12 protein-coding genes are annotated in these 18498 nt (G+C 65.2%); 10 read left to right on the forward strand and 2 right to left on the reverse strand.

Translation table 11 applies throughout. The features are described 5' to 3' along the window. Positions 1-92: 92 nt before the first annotated feature. The 10 genes from FB597_RS10665 (at position 93) to FB597_RS10710 (ending at position 14877) form a co-directional block, all read left to right on the forward strand. The gene (locus FB597_RS10665) at positions 93-2222 is read left to right on the forward strand and encodes a hydantoinase/oxoprolinase family protein (RefSeq protein ID WP_141911880.1); all 2130 of its coding nucleotides are present in this window, start codon (positions 93-95) and stop codon (positions 2220-2222) included. Next, positions 2219-4231 carry a hydantoinase B/oxoprolinase family protein gene (locus tag FB597_RS10670; RefSeq protein ID WP_141911882.1) on the forward strand — a complete coding sequence of 671 codons (2013 nt, stop codon included), beginning with the start codon at positions 2219-2221 and terminating at the stop codon, positions 4229-4231. The genes FB597_RS10665 and FB597_RS10670 overlap by 4 nt, the downstream gene beginning before the upstream one ends. 30 nt (positions 4232-4261) lie before the next feature. After that, positions 4262-5371: an ABC transporter substrate-binding protein gene (locus FB597_RS10675; RefSeq protein WP_221628545.1), complete on the forward strand. Its 1110-nt coding sequence runs from the start codon at positions 4262-4264 to the stop codon at positions 5369-5371. Further along, complete coding sequence (locus tag FB597_RS10680) at positions 5368-6471, forward strand: ABC transporter ATP-binding protein (protein ID WP_141911886.1); 1104 nt, start codon at positions 5368-5370, stop codon at positions 6469-6471. Before FB597_RS10675 ends, FB597_RS10680 begins: the two co-directional genes overlap by 4 nt. Continuing rightward, the gene (locus FB597_RS10685; protein ID WP_141911888.1) at positions 6468-7352 is read left to right on the forward strand and encodes an ABC transporter permease; all 885 of its coding nucleotides are present in this window, start codon (positions 6468-6470) and stop codon (positions 7350-7352) included. Before FB597_RS10680 ends, FB597_RS10685 begins: the two co-directional genes overlap by 4 nt. Beyond that, positions 7342-8193: an ABC transporter permease gene (locus FB597_RS10690; RefSeq protein WP_141911890.1), complete on the forward strand. Its 852-nt coding sequence runs from the start codon at positions 7342-7344 to the stop codon at positions 8191-8193. Before FB597_RS10685 ends, FB597_RS10690 begins: the two co-directional genes overlap by 11 nt. A 259-nt stretch (positions 8194-8452) precedes the next feature. Beyond that, positions 8453-8950: a sigma-70 family RNA polymerase sigma factor gene (locus tag FB597_RS10695; RefSeq protein WP_141911892.1), complete on the forward strand. Its 498-nt coding sequence runs from the start codon at positions 8453-8455 to the stop codon at positions 8948-8950. Positions 8951-8960: 10 nt separating this feature from the next. Further along, positions 8961-9932, forward strand: a complete 972-nt coding sequence (locus FB597_RS10700) for a FecR domain-containing protein (protein WP_255463928.1) — start codon at positions 8961-8963, stop codon at positions 9930-9932. 203 nt (positions 9933-10135) lie between these two features. Then, positions 10136-12559: a TonB-dependent siderophore receptor gene (locus FB597_RS10705; RefSeq protein WP_370454676.1), complete on the forward strand. Its 2424-nt coding sequence runs from the start codon at positions 10136-10138 to the stop codon at positions 12557-12559. A 281-nt stretch (positions 12560-12840) separates the two neighbouring features. Further along, the gene (locus tag FB597_RS10710) at positions 12841-14877 is read left to right on the forward strand and encodes a hypothetical protein (RefSeq protein WP_141911896.1); all 2037 of its coding nucleotides are present in this window, start codon (positions 12841-12843) and stop codon (positions 14875-14877) included. Positions 14878-15047: 170 nt separating this feature from the next. On the opposite strand, the gene FB597_RS10715 is transcribed toward FB597_RS10710, so the two are convergent. Both FB597_RS10715 and FB597_RS10720 read right to left on the reverse strand, forming a co-directional pair. After that, positions 15048-15446, reverse strand: a complete 399-nt coding sequence (locus FB597_RS10715) for a hypothetical protein (protein ID WP_144769524.1) — start codon at positions 15444-15446, stop codon at positions 15048-15050. A gap of 57 nt (positions 15447-15503) precedes the next feature. Next, positions 15504-18485, reverse strand: a complete 2982-nt coding sequence (locus tag FB597_RS10720) for a filamentous hemagglutinin N-terminal domain-containing protein (RefSeq protein ID WP_144769525.1) — start codon at positions 18483-18485, stop codon at positions 15504-15506. Between the last annotated feature and the right edge of the window lie 13 nt (positions 18486-18498).

Below are 18498 nucleotides of genomic sequence, written 5' to 3' on the forward strand. Positions count from 1 at the left end.
GATCCTAAAATTTCGCACTTTGCTTCGAATTCCCAAGGATCAGCTTGCTTCCCGGCTGATGGGAAACGGGGCAATTTTCTGGAGCCTCTGCATTGAATTCCGTCCATTCGACGGGCGCGCGCATCGGCATCGACGTCGGCGGCACCTTTACCGACTTTGTCCTCTACGATGCGGCACGCCAACAGCTCGCCTATCACAAAGAACCCAGCACGCCCGCCGATCCGGCATTGGCGGTGCGCAACGGCCTGGTTGCGCTGATCGGCAAGCATGGCCTCAAGCCTGACGATATCGGCGTGCTGCTGCATGGCACCACCATCGGCCTGAACGCCATCATCCAGCGGCGCGGCGCGCGGGTGGGGCTGATCGTGACCGAGGGGTTTCGCGACGTGCTGGAAATCGGTCGCGCGCGCATGCCATCGTCCTTCGACTTCCATGCCACCCGGGAAGAGCCGTTCCTGCCGCGCGAGCGCGTGGTGGAAATCGGCGCCCGTTTCAACCGCGATGGCGATGCCACGCGCTGGCCGCAGGCCGACGCCATCCGCCGGGCCGCCGAAGACGTCCGCGCCCTGGAAGTCGATACCGCGGTGATCATGCTGATCAACGGGTTCCTCCAGCCTGAGCAGGAGGCGGCGCTGGCGCGGGACATCGAGGCGCATACGCCCGGCACCAAGATCATCTCGGCGGCCCAGGTCTGGCCGGAAATCCGTGAATACGAACGCACCGTGGCCGCTGCGCTCAACGCCTATATCCAACCCTTGATGCAGCGTTATTTCGAACGCTTGTCCGAACTGGTTGATGAGCTGGGGGTAGCGGCGCCGATCCTGGTGACGGCCTCCAATGGCGGTTCGCTGTCGCTCAATGCGGCGCTGGCGCGCCCGATCGATACCGTGCTGTCGGGGCCGGCCTCGGGCGTGGTGGCGGCCGCGCGCCTGGCCACGGCGGCCGGCGTGCCGCGCATCGTCACCTTCGACATGGGCGGCACGAGCAGCGACATAGCCGTGTCCCAGCATGGCCTGGCTGAGATGGTCACGCGTACCGACATTGGCGGCTTGCCGCTGGTATTGCCGGTCATTGGCGTGTCTGCCATCGGCGCCGGCGGCGGTTCCAAGATCCGGGTGGACGAACATGGCGTATTGAAAGTCGGCCCGGAAAGCGCCGGCGCCGATCCCGGCCCGGCCGCCTATGGTCGGGGCGGCGTCGATGCGACCGTCACCGACTGCTACCTGGCCACCGGCGTGCTGGATGCCGCCGCGTTTGTCGGCGGCGCCATGTCGCTCTATCCGGAACGCGCGCAAGCCGCGCTGGAGAAGGTCGCCGGCGCGCTGAAACTGGATGGCGCCGATGGCGTCGAGCGCGCGGCCTCCGGCGCGCTGGCGGTGGCGTCGGCGCAGATGGCTTCCGAACTGCGCAAGAACCTGGCCCAGCGCGGCCTCGATCCTGCCGAGTTCGCGCTGGTGCCTTTCGGCGGCGCCGGCCCCACCCACGCCAACTGGCTGGCCGAGGAGGCCGGCCTGGCGCATGTATTGGTGCCCCTGAAACCGGGCACCTTCTGTGCCTTGGGCGCCGCCACCGCCGACCTGCGCCGCGACTTCGTGCGCAGCCTGCGCGTGACGCTCGACGACACCGCGGCCGGCGCGGTGGGCCGCATTTGGCAGGAACTGGAAACGCAGGCCGCAGGCTGGCTCAAGGCGCAGGGCGTGGCCAGCACCGGCGCGCCGTCGTTCTGGCCGGCGCTGGACATGCGCTATGCCGGACAAGCCTACGAATTGAACGTAGCCTTGCCGCATCCGCTGCCGTCGCCGCTGGATGCGGCCACGCTGGCCGAATACTTTCACCGCGAGCATGAACGCCTCTATGGATTCCGCGATGCGCAGGCGCCGGTCGATGTGTCGACCGTGCGGCTGGCCATTGTCGGCCACATGGTGGCGGCGGCCAACGTGCCGCGTTTCGCCGGCCAGGGCAAGCCCGCGCCGCGCGCCACGCGCAAGGTGTTCCTGCGCGACGCCTGGCAGGACGCCGCCATCTATGCCCGCGACAGCCTGGGCGCCGGCGACGCGTTCGACGGCCCGGCGGTTGTCGAGCAGGACGACACCACCGTCCTGGTATTGCCCGGCTGGCAGGCGCGCACGGATGCGCTGGGCAACCTGCATCTCACCCCCGCGCAAGGGCGAGGGCCGGCGCAACTGCAACCGCAACCGTCGGAACAAGGAGGCGCAGCATGAAGCTCGATCCCGTCAGCATCGAAATCCTCGGCAACAAGCTCACCTCCATTGCCGAAGAAATGTGCCTCACGCTGCAGCGCACCGGCCGCACCCTTTACGTCAAGGAAACGGCCGACTTCTGCTGCGCGCTGGTGGGCCTGGACGGCAAGTTCTTCGCCTATCCGCGCGCGCTGGGCGTCTCCGGCTTCGTCGGCCTGGACTGCACGACCACGATCGAGGCGGTCGGCCCGCTGCAACAGGGCGACGTGATCCTGACCAATGATCCGTACCGTTCCAAGGGCCTGGCGACGCACTTGCCGGACTTGCAGGTGGTGCAGCCCTATTTCCATGAAGGCCGCATCGTGGCGTATGGCTGGGGCTTCCTGCACGCGTCGGACGTCGGCGGCAAGGTGCCGAGCAGCATTTCGCCGAGCAACCATGAAATCTTCCAGGAAGGCTTGCAGATCCCGCCGGTGAAGATCATGCGCGGCGGCCAGATCAATGACGACGTGGTATTGCTGTTCACCGCCAACAGCCGCACGCCGGACGCCAACATGGGCGACCTGAAGGCCATGCTCGGCGCGCTGGCGACCGGCCGGGACCGCGTGGCGCAGACCGTGGCGCAACACGGCGTGGCCTCCTTCCTCGATGCCCAGACCGACCTGGTCGACTATGCCGCGCGGCGCGCGCGGGCGGTGCTGTCGAAAGTGCCGGCCGGCACCTACCGTTTTGTCGATTACCTGGATGATGAAGCCGGCGCCGGCTTGCCCGTGCGTATCGCGCTGGCGGTCACCCTGGCCGGCGGCAACATCACGCTCGACTTCACCGGCAGCGATCCGCAAGTGGCCGCCGCCATCAACATCCCCAGCCACGGCTTGCCGCACGCCTGGCTGACGCTGCGCATCCTGGCGCTCATCGCTACGCTCGACAAGGGCGTGCCGATCAATGCCGGCCTGCTGGCGCCGGTATCGGTGATTGCACCGGCCGGCACCATCGTCAATCCCTTGCCGGGCGCCGCCGTCGGTGTGCGCCATGCGGCGGCCGTGCGCGTCAACGATGCGCTCAACGGCGTGCTCGGCCAGGCTTTGCCTGAACACATGCCGGCGGCCAGCGGCGGCACCATCATTCCGGTGGTGGTGGCCGAACCCGCGCGCCATGGCCACGGCCAGAACGTGCAAGTGGTCGAGCCGATGGTCGGCGGCACCGGCGGTCGCCGCGGTTACGATGGCGCAGACGGGCGCGACAGCAGCATTTCCAACCTGTCCAACAATCCGGTGGAAACGGTCGAGGCCGAGACCGGCATCGAGATCCTGCGCTATGGCTTGCGCCCCGGCTCGGCCGGAGCCGGCCAGTGGCGCGGCGGCAATGGCCAGGAGATCCGCTTCCGTATCCTGCAGGACGATACCTTCGTGCTGGCGCGCGGCATGGAGCGCTTGCGTTTCCGCCCGTGGGGCGCCCACGGCGGCCAGGCCGGCGCAGCGGCCGGCCTGGTCCTGCATCGCCAGGGCGAGGCGCCGCGCGAACTGGGCAAGATCGACTTGCTGCCGGTGCTGGCGGGCGATGAAATCGAAATCCGTACGCCCGGCGGCGGCGGCTGGGGCGATCCGTTCCGGCGCGATGCCGCGGCGGTCCTGGCCGATGTGCAGCGCGGCTTGTTGTCGCCGCAGGCGGCGCGCAGCGAATACGGCGTCGTCATCGGCGGGCAAGGCCGCCTGGCGGTCGATGCGGCGGCGACAGAACAGGCGCGCGCGCAAGGCAGCAAGGGCATCGGCCGCTTCGGCCCGGAGCGCGATGCGTGGGAACGCGTGTTCAGGCCCGAACACCTGGATCGCCTCAACGCCGCCCTGTTTGCCTTGCCTGCGGCCGCGCGCAGCCGCCGCCGCAAGCAGATCTTCGCCGCGGCGCTTGGCGGGCTGCCGCCGGAGTTCCCGCGCGAAACGGCCGCCGATGCCGCACTGGCCGACGCGGCCTCACGCTTTGAGGCCGCGGTGGCGGAACTGGTTTCCGCCGTATCGGCAATGCATAACTAACCATCCACCCAACCTGACTGGAGCAAGCAAGTGAAATCCATCCGCATTATTCCGACGTTGGCCATGACCGTCTTGGCAGTGGCCGTCCTGGCCGGCTGCGGCGAGAAGAAAACCGATGCCCCGCAGGCAGCTGCCGCGCCGGCGGCGACCGACAAGGTCGTCATCGGCGTCTATGGCGGCGATTGGGAAAAGAACATCCGCGCCGCCGGCCTTGAGCAATACGCCAAGGACAACAACATCAATGTCGAGATCGTACCGGGCGCCGATGCGGAATGGCTGGCCAAGCTGCGCGCAGCCAACGGCAACAACCCGGCATTCGACGTGGTGGTCTTCCAGCCGGACTCGGTGCAGCGCGCCGCCGCCGCCAATCTGCTGGAGCCATTGGAAGCCAGGAACATCCCGAACCTGGACAAGCTCTACGGCACCGTGCAGGAAAAATTCGTGCGCGACGGCAAGACCTACGCCGCCGCCTTCAGCCTGGGCCAACTGGGCCTGGCCTATCGCACGGACCTGGTCAAGACGCCGCCGACCAGCTGGCTGGATCTGTGGAAGCCTGAATACAAGGGCCACGTTGCCGTATCGTCCCCGGCCTATGCCGCCGGCCTGCAATTCTTCGCCGGCCTGACCCACGCGCTGGGCGGCGAACTCAAGGACGATGCCGCCGTCGAGAAGACCTTTGCCAAGCTGGCCGAACTCAAGCAGAACGCGGTTGCCTTCCCGGACAGCCCGGGCGCCATCCAGACCTTGCTGGAACGCGGCGACGCATGGGTCGTGCCTTACTGGGACGGCCGCGTGTTCGCGCTGCAAAAGAGCGGACTGAAGGTCGGCTTCGCCTACCCGACCGATGGCCCTGTGGTGGGCGCGGCCAACTGGGTCATCGCCAGGGGCGCGCCTAACCTGGCCAATGCCTACAAGCTGGTGGACTTCCTCTCCGGCGCGCAGGTGCAGAAGGCGTTCTCCGACAAGTCGCTGTACGGCATGACCAATCGCGACGTGCAGTACGACGAAGAACTCAAGACCAAGGTGCAGGTCGGCGAAGAGGCGTACAAGAAGCTGATCTGGATCGACTATGAAACGGCCACGCCGAAGGTGGCCGACTGGACCAACCGCTGGGCGCAGGCGCTGGGCGGCGGTAAATGAGCGCAATTGAAATCCATGCCGTTGCGCGGCAGTTCGGCGAGCTCAAGGCGCTGGACGGCGTAGACCTGGCGATCGGGCAGGGCGAGTTCTTCTCGCTGCTCGGTCCCAGCGGCTGCGGCAAGACCACGCTGCTCAACATCATTGCCGGATTCCTGGCGCCCAGCGCCGGGCGGGTGGCCATCGGCGGACGCGACATCACGGCGCTGCCGCCGCACCAGCGCGACATCGGCATGGTGTTCCAGAACTACGCCCTGTTTCCGCACTTGAATGTGTTCGACAACGTGGCCTATGGCTTGCGCGTGCGCAAGTCGGGCGGCGATGCGATCCGCAAGCGGGTGGGGGACATGCTGGACCTGGTGCGGCTGTCCGAACTGGGACATCGCATGCCGCACCAGCTCTCCGGCGGCCAGCAGCAGCGCGTGGCGATCGCCCGCGCGCTGGCCATCAGCCCGCAGGTGCTGCTGCTGGATGAACCGCTGTCCAATCTCGATGCCAAGCTGCGCAAGGAAATGCAGGCCGAATTGCGCCGCATGCAGCGCGACGTGGGCATCACGACCGTGATGGTCACGCACGACCAGGAAGAGGCGCTCGGCTTGTCCGACCGCATCGGTATCCTGGGCCGCGGGCGCCTGCAGCAGGTCGGCACGCCGCTGCAACTGTACCGCCAGCCGGCCAACCGCTTTGTCGCCGAATTCGTCGGCCAGGCCAACCTGATCGCGGCGCGCCGCGAGGCCAACGGCGGCTATGCCGCCCTGCATCACGCAGGGGCGTCCCAGGCGCCGTTGCATTTGCTGCCGGCGCACGGCAGCGCCGACGAGGCCCTGTTCCTGCTGCGTCCGGAACGCATCCGCCTGGCGCCCGGCGGCGCTGCCGCGCCGGCCATCAACGCTGCCAGCGGTATCGTGCGCGACGCCGGCTACACTGGCGCGGGCATCCATATCACCGTGGCGCTGGCTGGCCACGGCGAGCTGGCGGTCGATGCCCCCGAATCGGCATTCGCGGCCATTCCCGCGCCGGGGTCGCCGGTGCAATTGTCATGGTCGGCGCAAGACCTCGTGCCGCTGCCGCCCGAAGCAGGCGCGGCCGGGAGCGCCGCATGAGCCTGGCCGACAAGAAAGGGCCGGGCGGCACGCTGTTTCCCTGGCTGCTGCTGACGCCGTCGATGTTGTTCCTGGCGGCATTCCTGGCAGTGCCGGGCATCCTGCTGGCGGCGCTGAGCCTGCGCAACGTGGACAGCATGCTGATGCTGCTGCCGACCTATGGCCTGGCGCAATATGCGCAGGTGTTCACATCGCCGCATTACCTGTCGGCGCTGGGCACCACCTTGTGGGTGGCGGCGCTGACGGCGGCACTGTGCGTGCTGCTGGCCTATCCGGCGGCATGGCTGCTGGTGGCCACGCGCAGCCGCGGCTGGCGCACGCTGCTGTATGTGATCCTGATCTCGCCCCTGCTCACCAGCGTGGTGATCCGCACGTTCGCGTGGATCGTGCTGCTGGCGCAAAACGGCCTGATCAACGACATCCTGCGCCACACCGGCCTGATCGATTCGCCGCTGGCGCTGCTGTGGAACATGAAGGCCGTCATCGTCGCCTACGTGCAGGTGATGCTGCCCTTCGCCGTGCTGCCGCTGGCGACGTCGCTGGGCGACATTCCCGAAGCCTTGCCGCGCGCCTCGCAAAGCCTGGGCGCCGGGCCGTTCCATACGTTCACCCGCGTGATCCTGCCGCTGACGATTCCCGGCATGATGAGCGGTGCGATCATCGTCTTCGCGCTGGCGGCGGGCAGTTATGTCACGCCATTGCTGATCGGCGGGCGACTGCAGCCGCTGCTGCCCATCGGCATCTACCAGCAGGCGCTCCAGATTGCCAACCTGCCATTGGCGGCCGCCTTGTCGCTGACCTTGCTGGCGGTGACGGCCGGCATCGCGGGCGTGATGACTTACTTGCAAAAACGTTGGGAGCGTCGTGTCTATGGCCACTGATCAGCCTGCTGTCCATGTCACTGCGGCTACCGCGGCCGCCGCGCAAAGCACGGCGTCGGCCAAGGCCTGGCGGCTGGCCGGGATCGGCGCCGGGGCGCTGGTGTATGTGTTCCTGAGCCTGCCGGTGCTGGTGATCTTCCTGTCGGCATTCAGCCCGGAGGCGTATCCGCAGTTCCCGCCGCAGCAATTCTCGCTGCGCTGGTTCCGCGCCTTCATCGACAATCCGGGCTGGCTGCGGGCGCTCGAAGTCAGCGCCTGGCTGCTGCTCATCGCCACGCCGGTGACGACGCTGCTGGGGACGACGGCGGCTTATGCGCTGGCCAGGCTGGAGTTCCCGGGACGTTCCGTGATCCAGGCATTCGTGCTCTCGCCGCTGATCATTCCGCAAGTGGTGCTGGGCATCGCCTTGCTGTATGTGCTGACCGGCGCCGGGATGGCCGGCTCTCTGCTCGGGCTGGCGGCGGGCCATATCGTGGTGGCCTTGCCGTATGCCGTGCGGACCGTCAGCGTCAGCCTGGCATCGATGGACCGCCGTCTCGAAACGGCCTCGATGAACCTGGGCGCCACGCCGGCCTACACGTTCCGCCATGTGACGCTGCCGCTGATCAAGCCGGGCATTGTGGCCGGCGCCGTGTTTGCGGCGGTAACTTCATTTGGCGAAGTCTCGGTCAGCCTGTTCCTGACGGTGCCGGGCACGGTATCGATGCCGGTGCGGATCTTCACCTACATCGACCAGACCTTCGATCCGGTGGTCAATGCCGTGTCCGCCATTTTCATCGTGCTGGCGGTGCTGGCGCTGGTGCTGATCGAACGCACGATCGGGTTGACCAAGGCGATGTAGCGCGCAAGCGGCAGGCGTATGTCCCCAGCAGGATCAGAAGAACGGCCGCGCCATGTCGCGGCCGTTCTTTTTGGCGGTTGGCATGTTCAATGAGAACTATTTTTATAAATACTGTAAATAGTAATGATTGTCATTACAATACGGGGATAAACGCATGTCGAAAAAGCGTAAAGGGGGAGAAAACTCCTTGTTGTTCGATTGATCATTTTAGGTGTGACGGCCGCCAGCAGCGGATCGCCGCCTGGAAGGCAGGTAAATCATGTCCAATGCAGGGGTGCATCAACAAATCGGGGTTCTCTACAGCGAGCACCACAACTGGCTGGCCGGCTGGCTCAGCCAGAAACTGAAATGCCGCTATCTGGGCGCAGACCTCGCCCAAGACACGTTCGTGCGCCTGTTTTCCGGGCGGCTGCCGGGCAACCTGGACAACCCCAAGGCCTACTTGACGACGGTGGCCAAAGGGGTCGTCAATACCTATCTGCGCCGCAAGAATCTTGAGCAAGCCTATCTGGAAGCGCTCGCCGCCGCGCCGGAGCCGGTGCAGCCCTCGCCTGAGGAACGCTTGTTGGTCCTGGAGGTATTGACCGACATAGACAGGATCCTCGACGGTCTGCCGGCCAAGGTAAAACAGGTCTTTCTGCTGGCCCAGCTGGACGGCCTTCCCTATGCCGACATCTGCGATTTGCTGGGCGTGTCGCTGGCGACGGTAAAGCGCTACATGGTCAAGGCCTATAGTCATTGCCTGCGCGTGGTTTAGGGCGGGCCGAATGATGATGGAGCAAGCCCCACGCCAGCCACTATCCGAGGAAATTCTCCAGGAGGCCGCCACCTGGCTGATGGAGATGCACGATGGCCCGTTGACGCCCAAGGAGCGTGCTCGCTTCAACCAATGGCGCCAGCGCAGCGCCGAGCACGAGATGGCTTGGCAAAAGGCCTCGGTGCTGCTCGACAAGTTGAAAGGCGTGCCGGCGCCGGGGGCGGTGGCGCTCAAGGCGGCATCGGCGCCCTCACGCCGCGCGGCCGTCAAAACGCTGGCGCTAGTGCTGGCCGCAGGTCCAGCCGCATGGGCGGCGTACCGCTTGTCGCCCTGGCCCGGCCGGGGCGACGCGGTGGTGACGGAGCGCGGCGGGCAGCGTGACCTGCTGCTGGAGGACGGCACAAAAATCACCTTGAACACGTCGACCCGGATCCAGGTCCGCTACAGCGATGAGATGCGCCGCGTGCGCTTGCTGCAGGGGGAGATCTTGGTCGCCACCGCAACGGATAACCGCAGCCCGGCCCGGCCGTTCATCGTGGAAACGGCCGAGGGCCGACTGCAGCCGCTCGGTACGCGCTTTACCGCCAGGCAACTGGATGGGCGCTCGCATGTTGCGGTGTATGAGGGCGCGGTGGAACTCGTTCCTGCGGACGCGCCCGCCGAAAAACGGCTTGTCCCGGCAGGGTACCAGGCCGCCTTCTCCGCGCATGCCGTGGAACCCGCAACGCAGTGCAGCGAGCTGGGCCTGGCCTGGACCACTGGCATGCTGGTGGTCGACCAGATGCCGCTTGCGGCCTTTGCGGGAGAGCTGGGGCGCTACCGCGCGGGGCTGCTGCAGGTCGATTCCGGTGTCGGGAAACTGCCCGTCTCCGGCGTATTCCCATTGGCAGACACGACGGCCAGCCTGACGCTGCTTGAGCAGACCATGCCGGTGCGCATCCACTATTTCACCCGTTACTGGGCGCGCATTGTGTCCAAATAGCCATTTCGCCGCCACGGTCGACGTCACGGAAATTTTTTTCGGAAAAGCCGAGCCATTTTCAACGTTCGTTGGGCATACCAGTGAAGACGCTCAATTCGGACATTGAAAGGTTCAGTATGAATTACCCAGAAAACCCCGGGAAAGCAGTGTGTAAACGGCCGGATGAAAGGCCGGCTGACGCGGCATTGATGCGCAAATCGGCGATGGCGGTAGCCGTTCATTGGGCTGCCGCGGCGATGGCGATGTCGTCGCTGGCCTGGATGGCCCCGGCGGCCGCCGCGGAAACCGCCAGCGCCGCGCAAAGCTTCAGCATCGCCCCAGGTCCGCTGGCACAGGCGTTGCCGGCATTCGCCGCGCACGCTGGCGTGCCTTTGTCATTTGATGGCCGGCTGCTGGAAGGCAAAACCAGTCCCGGGCTGACGGGCACTTACTCCGTCGATGAGGGTTTTTCCCGCCTGTTGCAGGGAACCGGTCTCCAGGCGCAGCGCCTGCCCGGCGGCGGCTATACCGTCAAGACGCCCACGCTTGCGCCGGGCGCCTCCATCGGCGAGCTGCAACCGATTGAAATCAGCGCGCAACGCACCAGCAGCACCATCATCCGGCCGACGCGCCAGAGCAATGTCATTGAGCGCGAAGAGCTCAATGAGCTGCGCCAGTCGTCCGATAGCCTGGCAACCGTGCTTGGCAAGATTGTTCCCGGCATGGCCGATTCCAGCCACACGATCACGGACTACGGGCAAACGCTGCGCGGCCGGAACACATTGGTCCTGGTTGACGGCATTCCGCTCAATACCAACCGCGATTCATCCCGCAACATGGCCACGCTGAACCTGGCCAGCATCGACAAGGTCGAGGTGCTGCGCGGGAGCAGCGCCATTTATGGCGCTGGCGCCGCCGGCGGCATGATCGCCGTGACCACCCGTCCCGCCGGCGGCGAACCGTATGCCGAGACTACCTTCACGCTGAAATCCGCGCTGTCCCGCCTTGGGAGCGACGGCCTCGGCGGCGAGGTGAACCACTATATGTCCGGCTCCAGCGGTGCGGTGGACTATGCGTTCAACGTCGGCTACCAGCATGTGGGCGGCTCCTTCGATGGCAAAGGCAAGCGCATTGCGCCCGAACCCAGCCAGGGCGACCTGTTCGATAGCGACAACTACACCCTGGGCGGGAAACTGGGCTTTCGCATCGACAAGAACCAGCGCTTGCAGTTGTCTGTCAGCCGCTACGTCGCGGAACAGGACAGCGCCTACGGCTCGGATCCGGCGGTAGCGAAACTGCCGGCAGGCGCCGCCGTCGCGCGTCCCCTGGATGGCTTGCAGCTGGCGGAGCAGAACCAGATCAAGAATACCCTGGTGAGCATGGATTACCAGAACCAGGATGTCTTGGGCAGCACACTGTCGGCCCAGCTGTACTACCGCGACTACTTCACCCGTTTTACCCCTTTCGATGCGCGCGCGGTTTCCACGCGCGGCAACAATGTCGACCAGGTGATGCAGAACTCCCACGTACTTGGCGGCCGCGCTACCTTGAATACGCCGCTGGGTGACAAGACCAAGCTGCTCTGGGGCCTGGACTTCAACCAGGAGCGCAGCGACATGCCGGATGACATCTTCAACGCCGCAGCGTACGACGCAAGCGGCGGCAGCGTCTTCCAACGCACCGGAACCCTGATCTATATGCCGTTGCTGACCACCCGCTCCATTGGCAGCTTTGCCCAGCTCCAACACAAAATCAATGAGCAATGGTCGATTGAGGCAGGCTTGCGCTATGAGCGCGCCTACGCCAGCTACGACGATTTCATCCCGTTGTCGCAGAGCAAAGCAGCCTCTCCGCAAAAGGTTCGCGGCGGTTCGGTTTCCTTCAGTTCCTGGATGAGCAATGCCGGCATCGTATTCAAGCCTGTCGCCGGACACGAAGTCTATGCCTCGTTCAGCCAGGGCTTCCAGCTTCCCGACATCGGCGTGCAGATCCGCAATGCCACCCCGGCCTTTAATATTTCGTCCTCCTCCCTTGAGCCGGTGAAGACCAACAGCTACGAGCTGGGATGGCGCGGCGCGTTCGGCAACGTCCTCGGCAACCTGGCGATATTTCACACCACCTCCAAGCTGGGCGATATCCAGAGCTTCAACAATGGCCTGATCCTGACCCGCACCGCGGAAAAGATTTCCGGCATCGAAGCCGGCGCCGACTATCTGCCGGACGACTCGGCATGGGGCGGCGGCGCGACGTACGCAATGATGTGGGGGCGCGAGACTGCGCAGGGCAGCGCCAGCGACCAGGTGATGAGCGGTTACCGCATCCCGCCGATGAAGCTCACGGCCTATTTGCAATACAAGCCGAATAGCAAATGGAGCAATCGCCTGCAGGCGAGCTATTTCGCTTCACGCGATTACCGCCTCAACGGACAAACGGCGTTTGGCCGCCGGGAGGTCGGCAGCTATACCACCGTCGACCTGGTGAGCCGGTATCAGCTCACGCCCAAGGACACGGTTTCCCTGGGGATAGAGAACCTGCTTAACCGGTACTACATCCCGGCCTACAGCCAGCTCATGCGCAACAGCAATAACACCAGCCGCCTGCCAGGCTCCGGGGCGGTGATGAGCGTGAGCTACAGCCATCGCTGGTGATACTCCCGAAAGAAAAGCTGCCTGCATCGTTGCGGGCAGCTTTTATTCTGGCGTGATTTACCAGTCTTGCCTGCCCTTCGATATGCTGCTGCGCAGCTACTCAGGGCGAACGGAGTCTGGACTCCACAAACCTCCACAAACGAAAATGCCGTTCAGCGCTTAACTGAACGGCATGACGATGTCGGCTGGAACTTTGTCCTTGCGCATGATTACTCACCACTGAATCTTCCACGAGACCGAGAGGGCAGCGTGCGGTCTGTACACATGAAAGAGAGCAAGGCATGGTACATCCCTATATCGGCAACTTCACGCCAGCCTATCCGGCCAACGATCAGATGGCAGGCATCAATCAGCCGCACGCCAATGCCGGCACGCGCCAGCCGCCGCAGCCTGTCGTGCGTAAGCCCGTACCCGTACCTGTACCCGGATCCGGACTGAGCCAGGCCATGGGGCATCGCGCGCGAGGCAATTTCATCGAACAGGTCCGTCGCGACCAGACCCGGGAAGGACAACAGCGCAGCCATGGCCTGAGTGACCGGGGAACTCCCCGCGTGACCTACGGGGTCGCCAGCGCGCCATCCGGCGATCGCGATGAGCTGCATTTCTGGTCGCCTCTGCCGGCTGCCGCGCGCTCGGCCTCGCCGGTGGACGATTCCACGCCCGAGGGAATCGCAGCTGCAATCGAGACATTGCTGCGCGCCAGGAAATCCGGCATCCCCGTACTGGATGCTCCCAGGCCGCAGTTCGTGACGGGAACGCACCACCTGACCCCCGCGTCGCAACAACGCCTGGCCGAGCAGTTTGCTGAAATCAAGACATTGCGCAAGAAGATTTCAGGCTATTTGGATAAGCTGGACATGGATAGCCAGCTGGTGCAGGCGATGCAAACGCGAGGTCTTTCGGTAGCCGATTCGGAACGGCAGATCGAAGACCTGGTCGCCAGATGCAATGAGCGGTCCGACGCGATCGCCGCCCTGCGGGCGCATGACATGGTGCAGGTATCTTCTCATCCTGCGGCGAACTGGCTGGCGCAACAGCTGATGGGTTCGCAAGAGACCCGCGATACGCTCAATATCTACCTTAGCGACACCGAGCCGCTGGAATTGCAGGTGAATCGCAATCGCCAGATGCAGCTTCGCCGCGAACTCAGCGGGATGAGCGTGGAGCGGGAGCGCAACGGAATGGCGCAGCAGGCCCTGGAACGAAAAATCGAGGGGCTTCGTGGGACGGTTGCGGCCCTGGAGCGCGCGGTTGCGTTGCCTCCCGGTAGCCAGGCCCGGCCGCAACCCGAGCTGTGGGCGCAGTTGATGTCCGGGCGCGCGGAACTGGCGCAGGCGCAGCACCAGCTGCATCAGCTCGTCGAGCAGGGGAAGCAGCAATGGCAGGCGCACGAGCAGCTCAAGGAACGGGTGGATACATTGGCAAGACGGATCACGGAATTGGAACGCCGCGTACCGCCTGTTCGTATCCCCGCCGATGAAGCCGCGTCAGAAATGACTACCGAGGCGGTGGCACGCTACCTCAGTCGGCAGTATGAACCGCTAAGACCTCACCTGCATGCATTGCGCGAGGAACTTGAGCGGCTGTTGCCGGAAGATGGCGCCGCTACTCCCGAGCGGCGGCAACTGGTCATATTGCGCAAGCAGATCGGGCAAACGCTGGAGGCGGCCGGAAAGGCTGAATACGGGTATGTCACACATATGCTGGAACAAGCGCATGCCAACGGTCTTGCACCTGGGATCGTCTATTCGCCGCAAGCAGCGAAGAGTCTGAGTACCCGCATGGTGCATTACGAAGACCATAGCGCCATACGGCGCGAACCCATTGAACTGACCAAGGCCCGCAGCCATTACGTTGAACAACAGGAAAGGCATCGCCAGGCCTACGTGAGCCTGCGGCAGGCGAAGAGGAATGCTATTGAAAGCGGGAGACCTGTCGAGGCACGGCTTGTCAGCGACACCCAGGATCTGGAGCGGCAGATGGCGATGGCCAAGGCAAACTATGTTGCGCTGCAAGCCGTGGAAGATGCGGAAATGCCTGCCTTGCAGGCAATGGCCCAGCGCAATCGCGAGCTGAGGCAATTAAGCGAACATACCCTGTATTCCATGCTCGACGATAAGCTGACGTCCTTGCGGCAACAAGGATATGCGTCATTGGCGGCGGTGCCTCCGCCCAAGCCCGCCATCGATGACATGGACTATCTGGCCCAACGCTATCACGTCCGCCTGAGCCAACTGGAACAGGCGCCCGAAGAGAATCGCCAGCATATCGCCGCACTGAAGGAAAAGCTGGCGTTTCTCGCGCCGGTGAGGACGTGACGAGCGCGGCTGACCGGCTGTTTTTGGCATGAACGATCCTGATCTGCAAGGACCAACCACATTCGCAAAGCGGGGAGTTCATGATACTTGTGCTTGCCTCGACCGATAGTGGGCGATAGTGGAAGGGCAGGTCGCGGCGCCAGTTCTCCGGTGAACAGAGATTCGAGTGGTCAGCAGGCGCGTCGAAACGAGAACTGCGAATAATGTTTCGCCAGCAGTTGCAGCATCTCGGGTTCGGTCAAGGGCGGGCCGTCGACCTTGATGCGGGCCGGGAAGAACGTACAGCGTTGGGGTTCGATCTTGCCCGCCAGGATGGGGCTGGCGGAAATCGCCGCCGTCACCGCGTAGGGAAAGATCGCATCGGTGTGCGCCAGGTCCGATTTCATCACCAGCCCGGCGCGGATCTGGGTGACGGCCGAATTGTCGGCGATACAGACCACATAGACGTTATCAATGTTGCCATAGTCCCTGGGGTCGACCTGGTACATGCAGTGCGTGGCAGATTGGTCGGCGTCGAACAGGCAGTCCATCAAAGGCATGGCAAACGCCGCCGAAAATACTTTTCCCATCGTCATTCTCCTTTTCAAGTCGTCACGGCCGCGCGTCGATCAAGGCGGCGCCCGCGTTCAGAATGTTTCCGTGATGCCCTGCGGTAGCCGGATACCACCACTGACGATGCGCAGGAACAGTTCTCCGCTGTGGGCCGGGTCGCTACCTTGCGGCAGCAGGGCCACCGGCGCGTTATAGGATTCGGTGCGGGAGCCCCGCTCGCTGGCGATCGCGGCGCTGGCGCTCACGGGAGCGACACTCACGGGAGCGGCGCGCAGCGTGAGCCTGCCATCCACGTAACGCATCACATAGTTGTTCGAACTCAGGCCCGACACGCCGATGCGGTATTGTCCCGCCTGGATTGCGCCTTGCGCATTGCCGCCATATACCAGGGCGCCGGTCAGCGAAGCTGCGTTGTCGCCGCCGATGAAGCCGCTGTAGCCCACGCCGTTGCCGCCGGCCCACGGCGTGCCGGCAGTGGCGGCTGCATCATTGGCGGTGACGATCAGGGTGGCGGGGGCAATGCGCAGGCCGGCGCCGGCGATGGCGATGTCGTAGCCCTCCTGGCCGGAATACAGGCCCCCCAGGCTGAGCGTCCCGGCGCCGGTGCTGTAGTAGCCCGCGTCGCGCGCGGCGCTGGTATAGGTCAATGCGCCCGACAGGACTGCGCCATTGCTGGCGGTATAGCTCAGGGTGCCGCCGGCGGTGCCGTCATAGTCGCGCACGCCGTCAACGGGGGTGACGGTGGTCGGGCGCAGGAAGCTGCGCAACAGCGGCAGCGTATTGCCGTCATAGATCCGCCACTGGCTGCTGCCGGTGCTGTTGCCGATGTCCCAGCCGGCCGCAGCGTAGGTCGAGGCCAGGCTGGCCTGGCCCGCCGTCAGGCCGCGTGTGAGGGCATCGATGGCGCCGTCGTTGCCGCCGTATCCGGGGCCATTGGCATCCAGCCAGAACGATGACCGGATGCTTGAAACCGCTCCGTTGTAGCCCACCAGCGCACCCTGGTAAGCGACTGCGGCATGGACTGCTCCGCTGGCGTAGCTGGTGGAGATGGTGGCGCCCGCTACGTTGTAGCCTGCCAGCCCGCCCACGTATTCATCGCCGCTGACGTTGCCCGAGGCGTAGCTGTTGACCACCGTGCCGCTGTTGGAACCCACCAGCCCGCCGGCGAAGCGCCCGCCGCCGACGGCGCCGCCGCCCACCGAATCGACGATCCAGCCGGAGCTGGCGCCGGCTACTCCGCCTACGTTGGTCACGCCGTAGACGGTCGCCGTGTTGATGATGTGTTCGCTGCGGGTATAGTTTTGCCCGGCCACGCCGCCGACGTTGTTGCCGCCCGAGACATTGCCGCTCACGCGCACGTTATAGATCTCGCCGAAGCTGCTGCCGACGGCGCCGCCGACGTTTTCGTTGCCGCTGATGTTGACGTTGGCCAGGTTCAGGTTGCGCACCATGCTGCCGCCGCTGGTGTAGCCGATGAAGCCTACCGCGTTGCTGGATGGCCGCTGTATCGTCAGGCCCGACACCGTATGTCCCAGGCCATCGAAGACGCCGCGAAACTCCGCGCCCCAGGCGCCCAGCGGGACGAAGCCCAGCCCGCCGTTCCAGCTGGCCGTGGCGCTCGCATCGATATTGCTGCCCAGCGCAAAGTAGCGAGTGGTGACATTGTCCAGGCTGGCGTTGACGGCTTGCAGCGTGGTCAGGTCATTGATCACGGTGTAGCTGTTGCCGGCGATGGACAAGGTCGGATTGCTGCCCGACAGCGTGACAGCGGCGTCGCTGACGATGAAGCGACCGGAGCCACTGGCGGCACTGCCGCCGTTGGCGGTGTTGGGATTGATGACCAGTCCGGCATGGTTGCCGGTGGCCGTGACATCGGCCAGCACCTTGACATCGTTGGCCGCCGTCAGTGTCAGCGTGGTGTCGGCGCTCCAGCTGACGCGGTCGGCCACCAGCAGGTCGCCGCGTCCGGCGCTGCTGCCGCTGCTGCTCTGCAAGACCACATTGCTGGCGTTGAGGCTGGCGCCCAAGGCGGCGCCGCTGATGTCGCCGCCGCTGGCGGCCACCTTGAAATCCACCGGGTCGATCAGCCAGGTGCCGGTGGCGCCGGCGGCGGCGCGAGTGTCGATCCGCACATCGTCGGCCACCTGCACGCGGGCGGCGCTGGTCTCGATGAAGCCGCCATCGCCATTGCCATCGCTGGAGGATGCATCGAGTGTGCCGCCTACCTTGACCAGGCCGTTCTGCATGTCGCCCATCAGGACGATCTCGCCGTGGCGCCGCTCGACGCTGCGCGCCTGGATCACGCCGGTGTTGTTGACCACCGCCTGCGTCAGCGCGTCAGCCGCTTGCGCACTCAATAGCACGGTGCCGCCATCGGCTACGATCAGCTGGCGGTTCTGCGCCAGCGCCTGCGCGGTGCCCCGGTCGATGCGCACCTGCAGCAGGCCATCGCCATTGAAATCGAGCGTCATGGCGCTGCCGGCGGCCAGCGTCACATTGCCCAGCCGCGCCGTGAGCGTGCCGTCGTTGCTGACCTGGCCGCCCAGCAGGGCGATGAAACCGCCATCGGCGGCCGTGATCCGGCCGCGATTGGTGACGTTGCCGGCATTGCCGCTCAAGCGCAGTTTGCCATTCATGAAATCCTGGTCCGACAGACCGAAGGTGGAGGCCACCAGGCCGCCGACGTTGACGCTGGCGCCGGCGCCGAACAGGATGCCGTTGGGGTTGATCAGGAACACCCTGCCGTTGGCGTTGAGATTGCCGAATATCTCGCTGGCGCCGCTGCCCAGTACCCGGTTCAGTGCGATCGCCTCGCGCGAGGGCTGCACGAAGTTGACGCTTTCCCCGGCGGCGATGTTGAAGCTGTTCCAGTTGATGGCCAGCTTGTCGCTGCCCTGGGTGATGGTGGTGACGGCGCCATTGCTGGCGATATTGCCGCTGCCTGCGCTGATCGCCCCGCCGGTGGGGGCGGCGTTGGCGGCGGCGGCCAGCAGTAGCAGGGGAAACAGGGCGGGGTAGCCGTAGGCACGGCCGGCGTCACAAGGGAGTCGAGGCATGATGTATTCCTGT

This window comes from Herbaspirillum sp. SJZ099, from assembly GCF_007828355.1.
Taxonomy (GTDB): domain Bacteria; phylum Pseudomonadota; class Gammaproteobacteria; order Burkholderiales; family Burkholderiaceae_D; genus Herbaspirillum.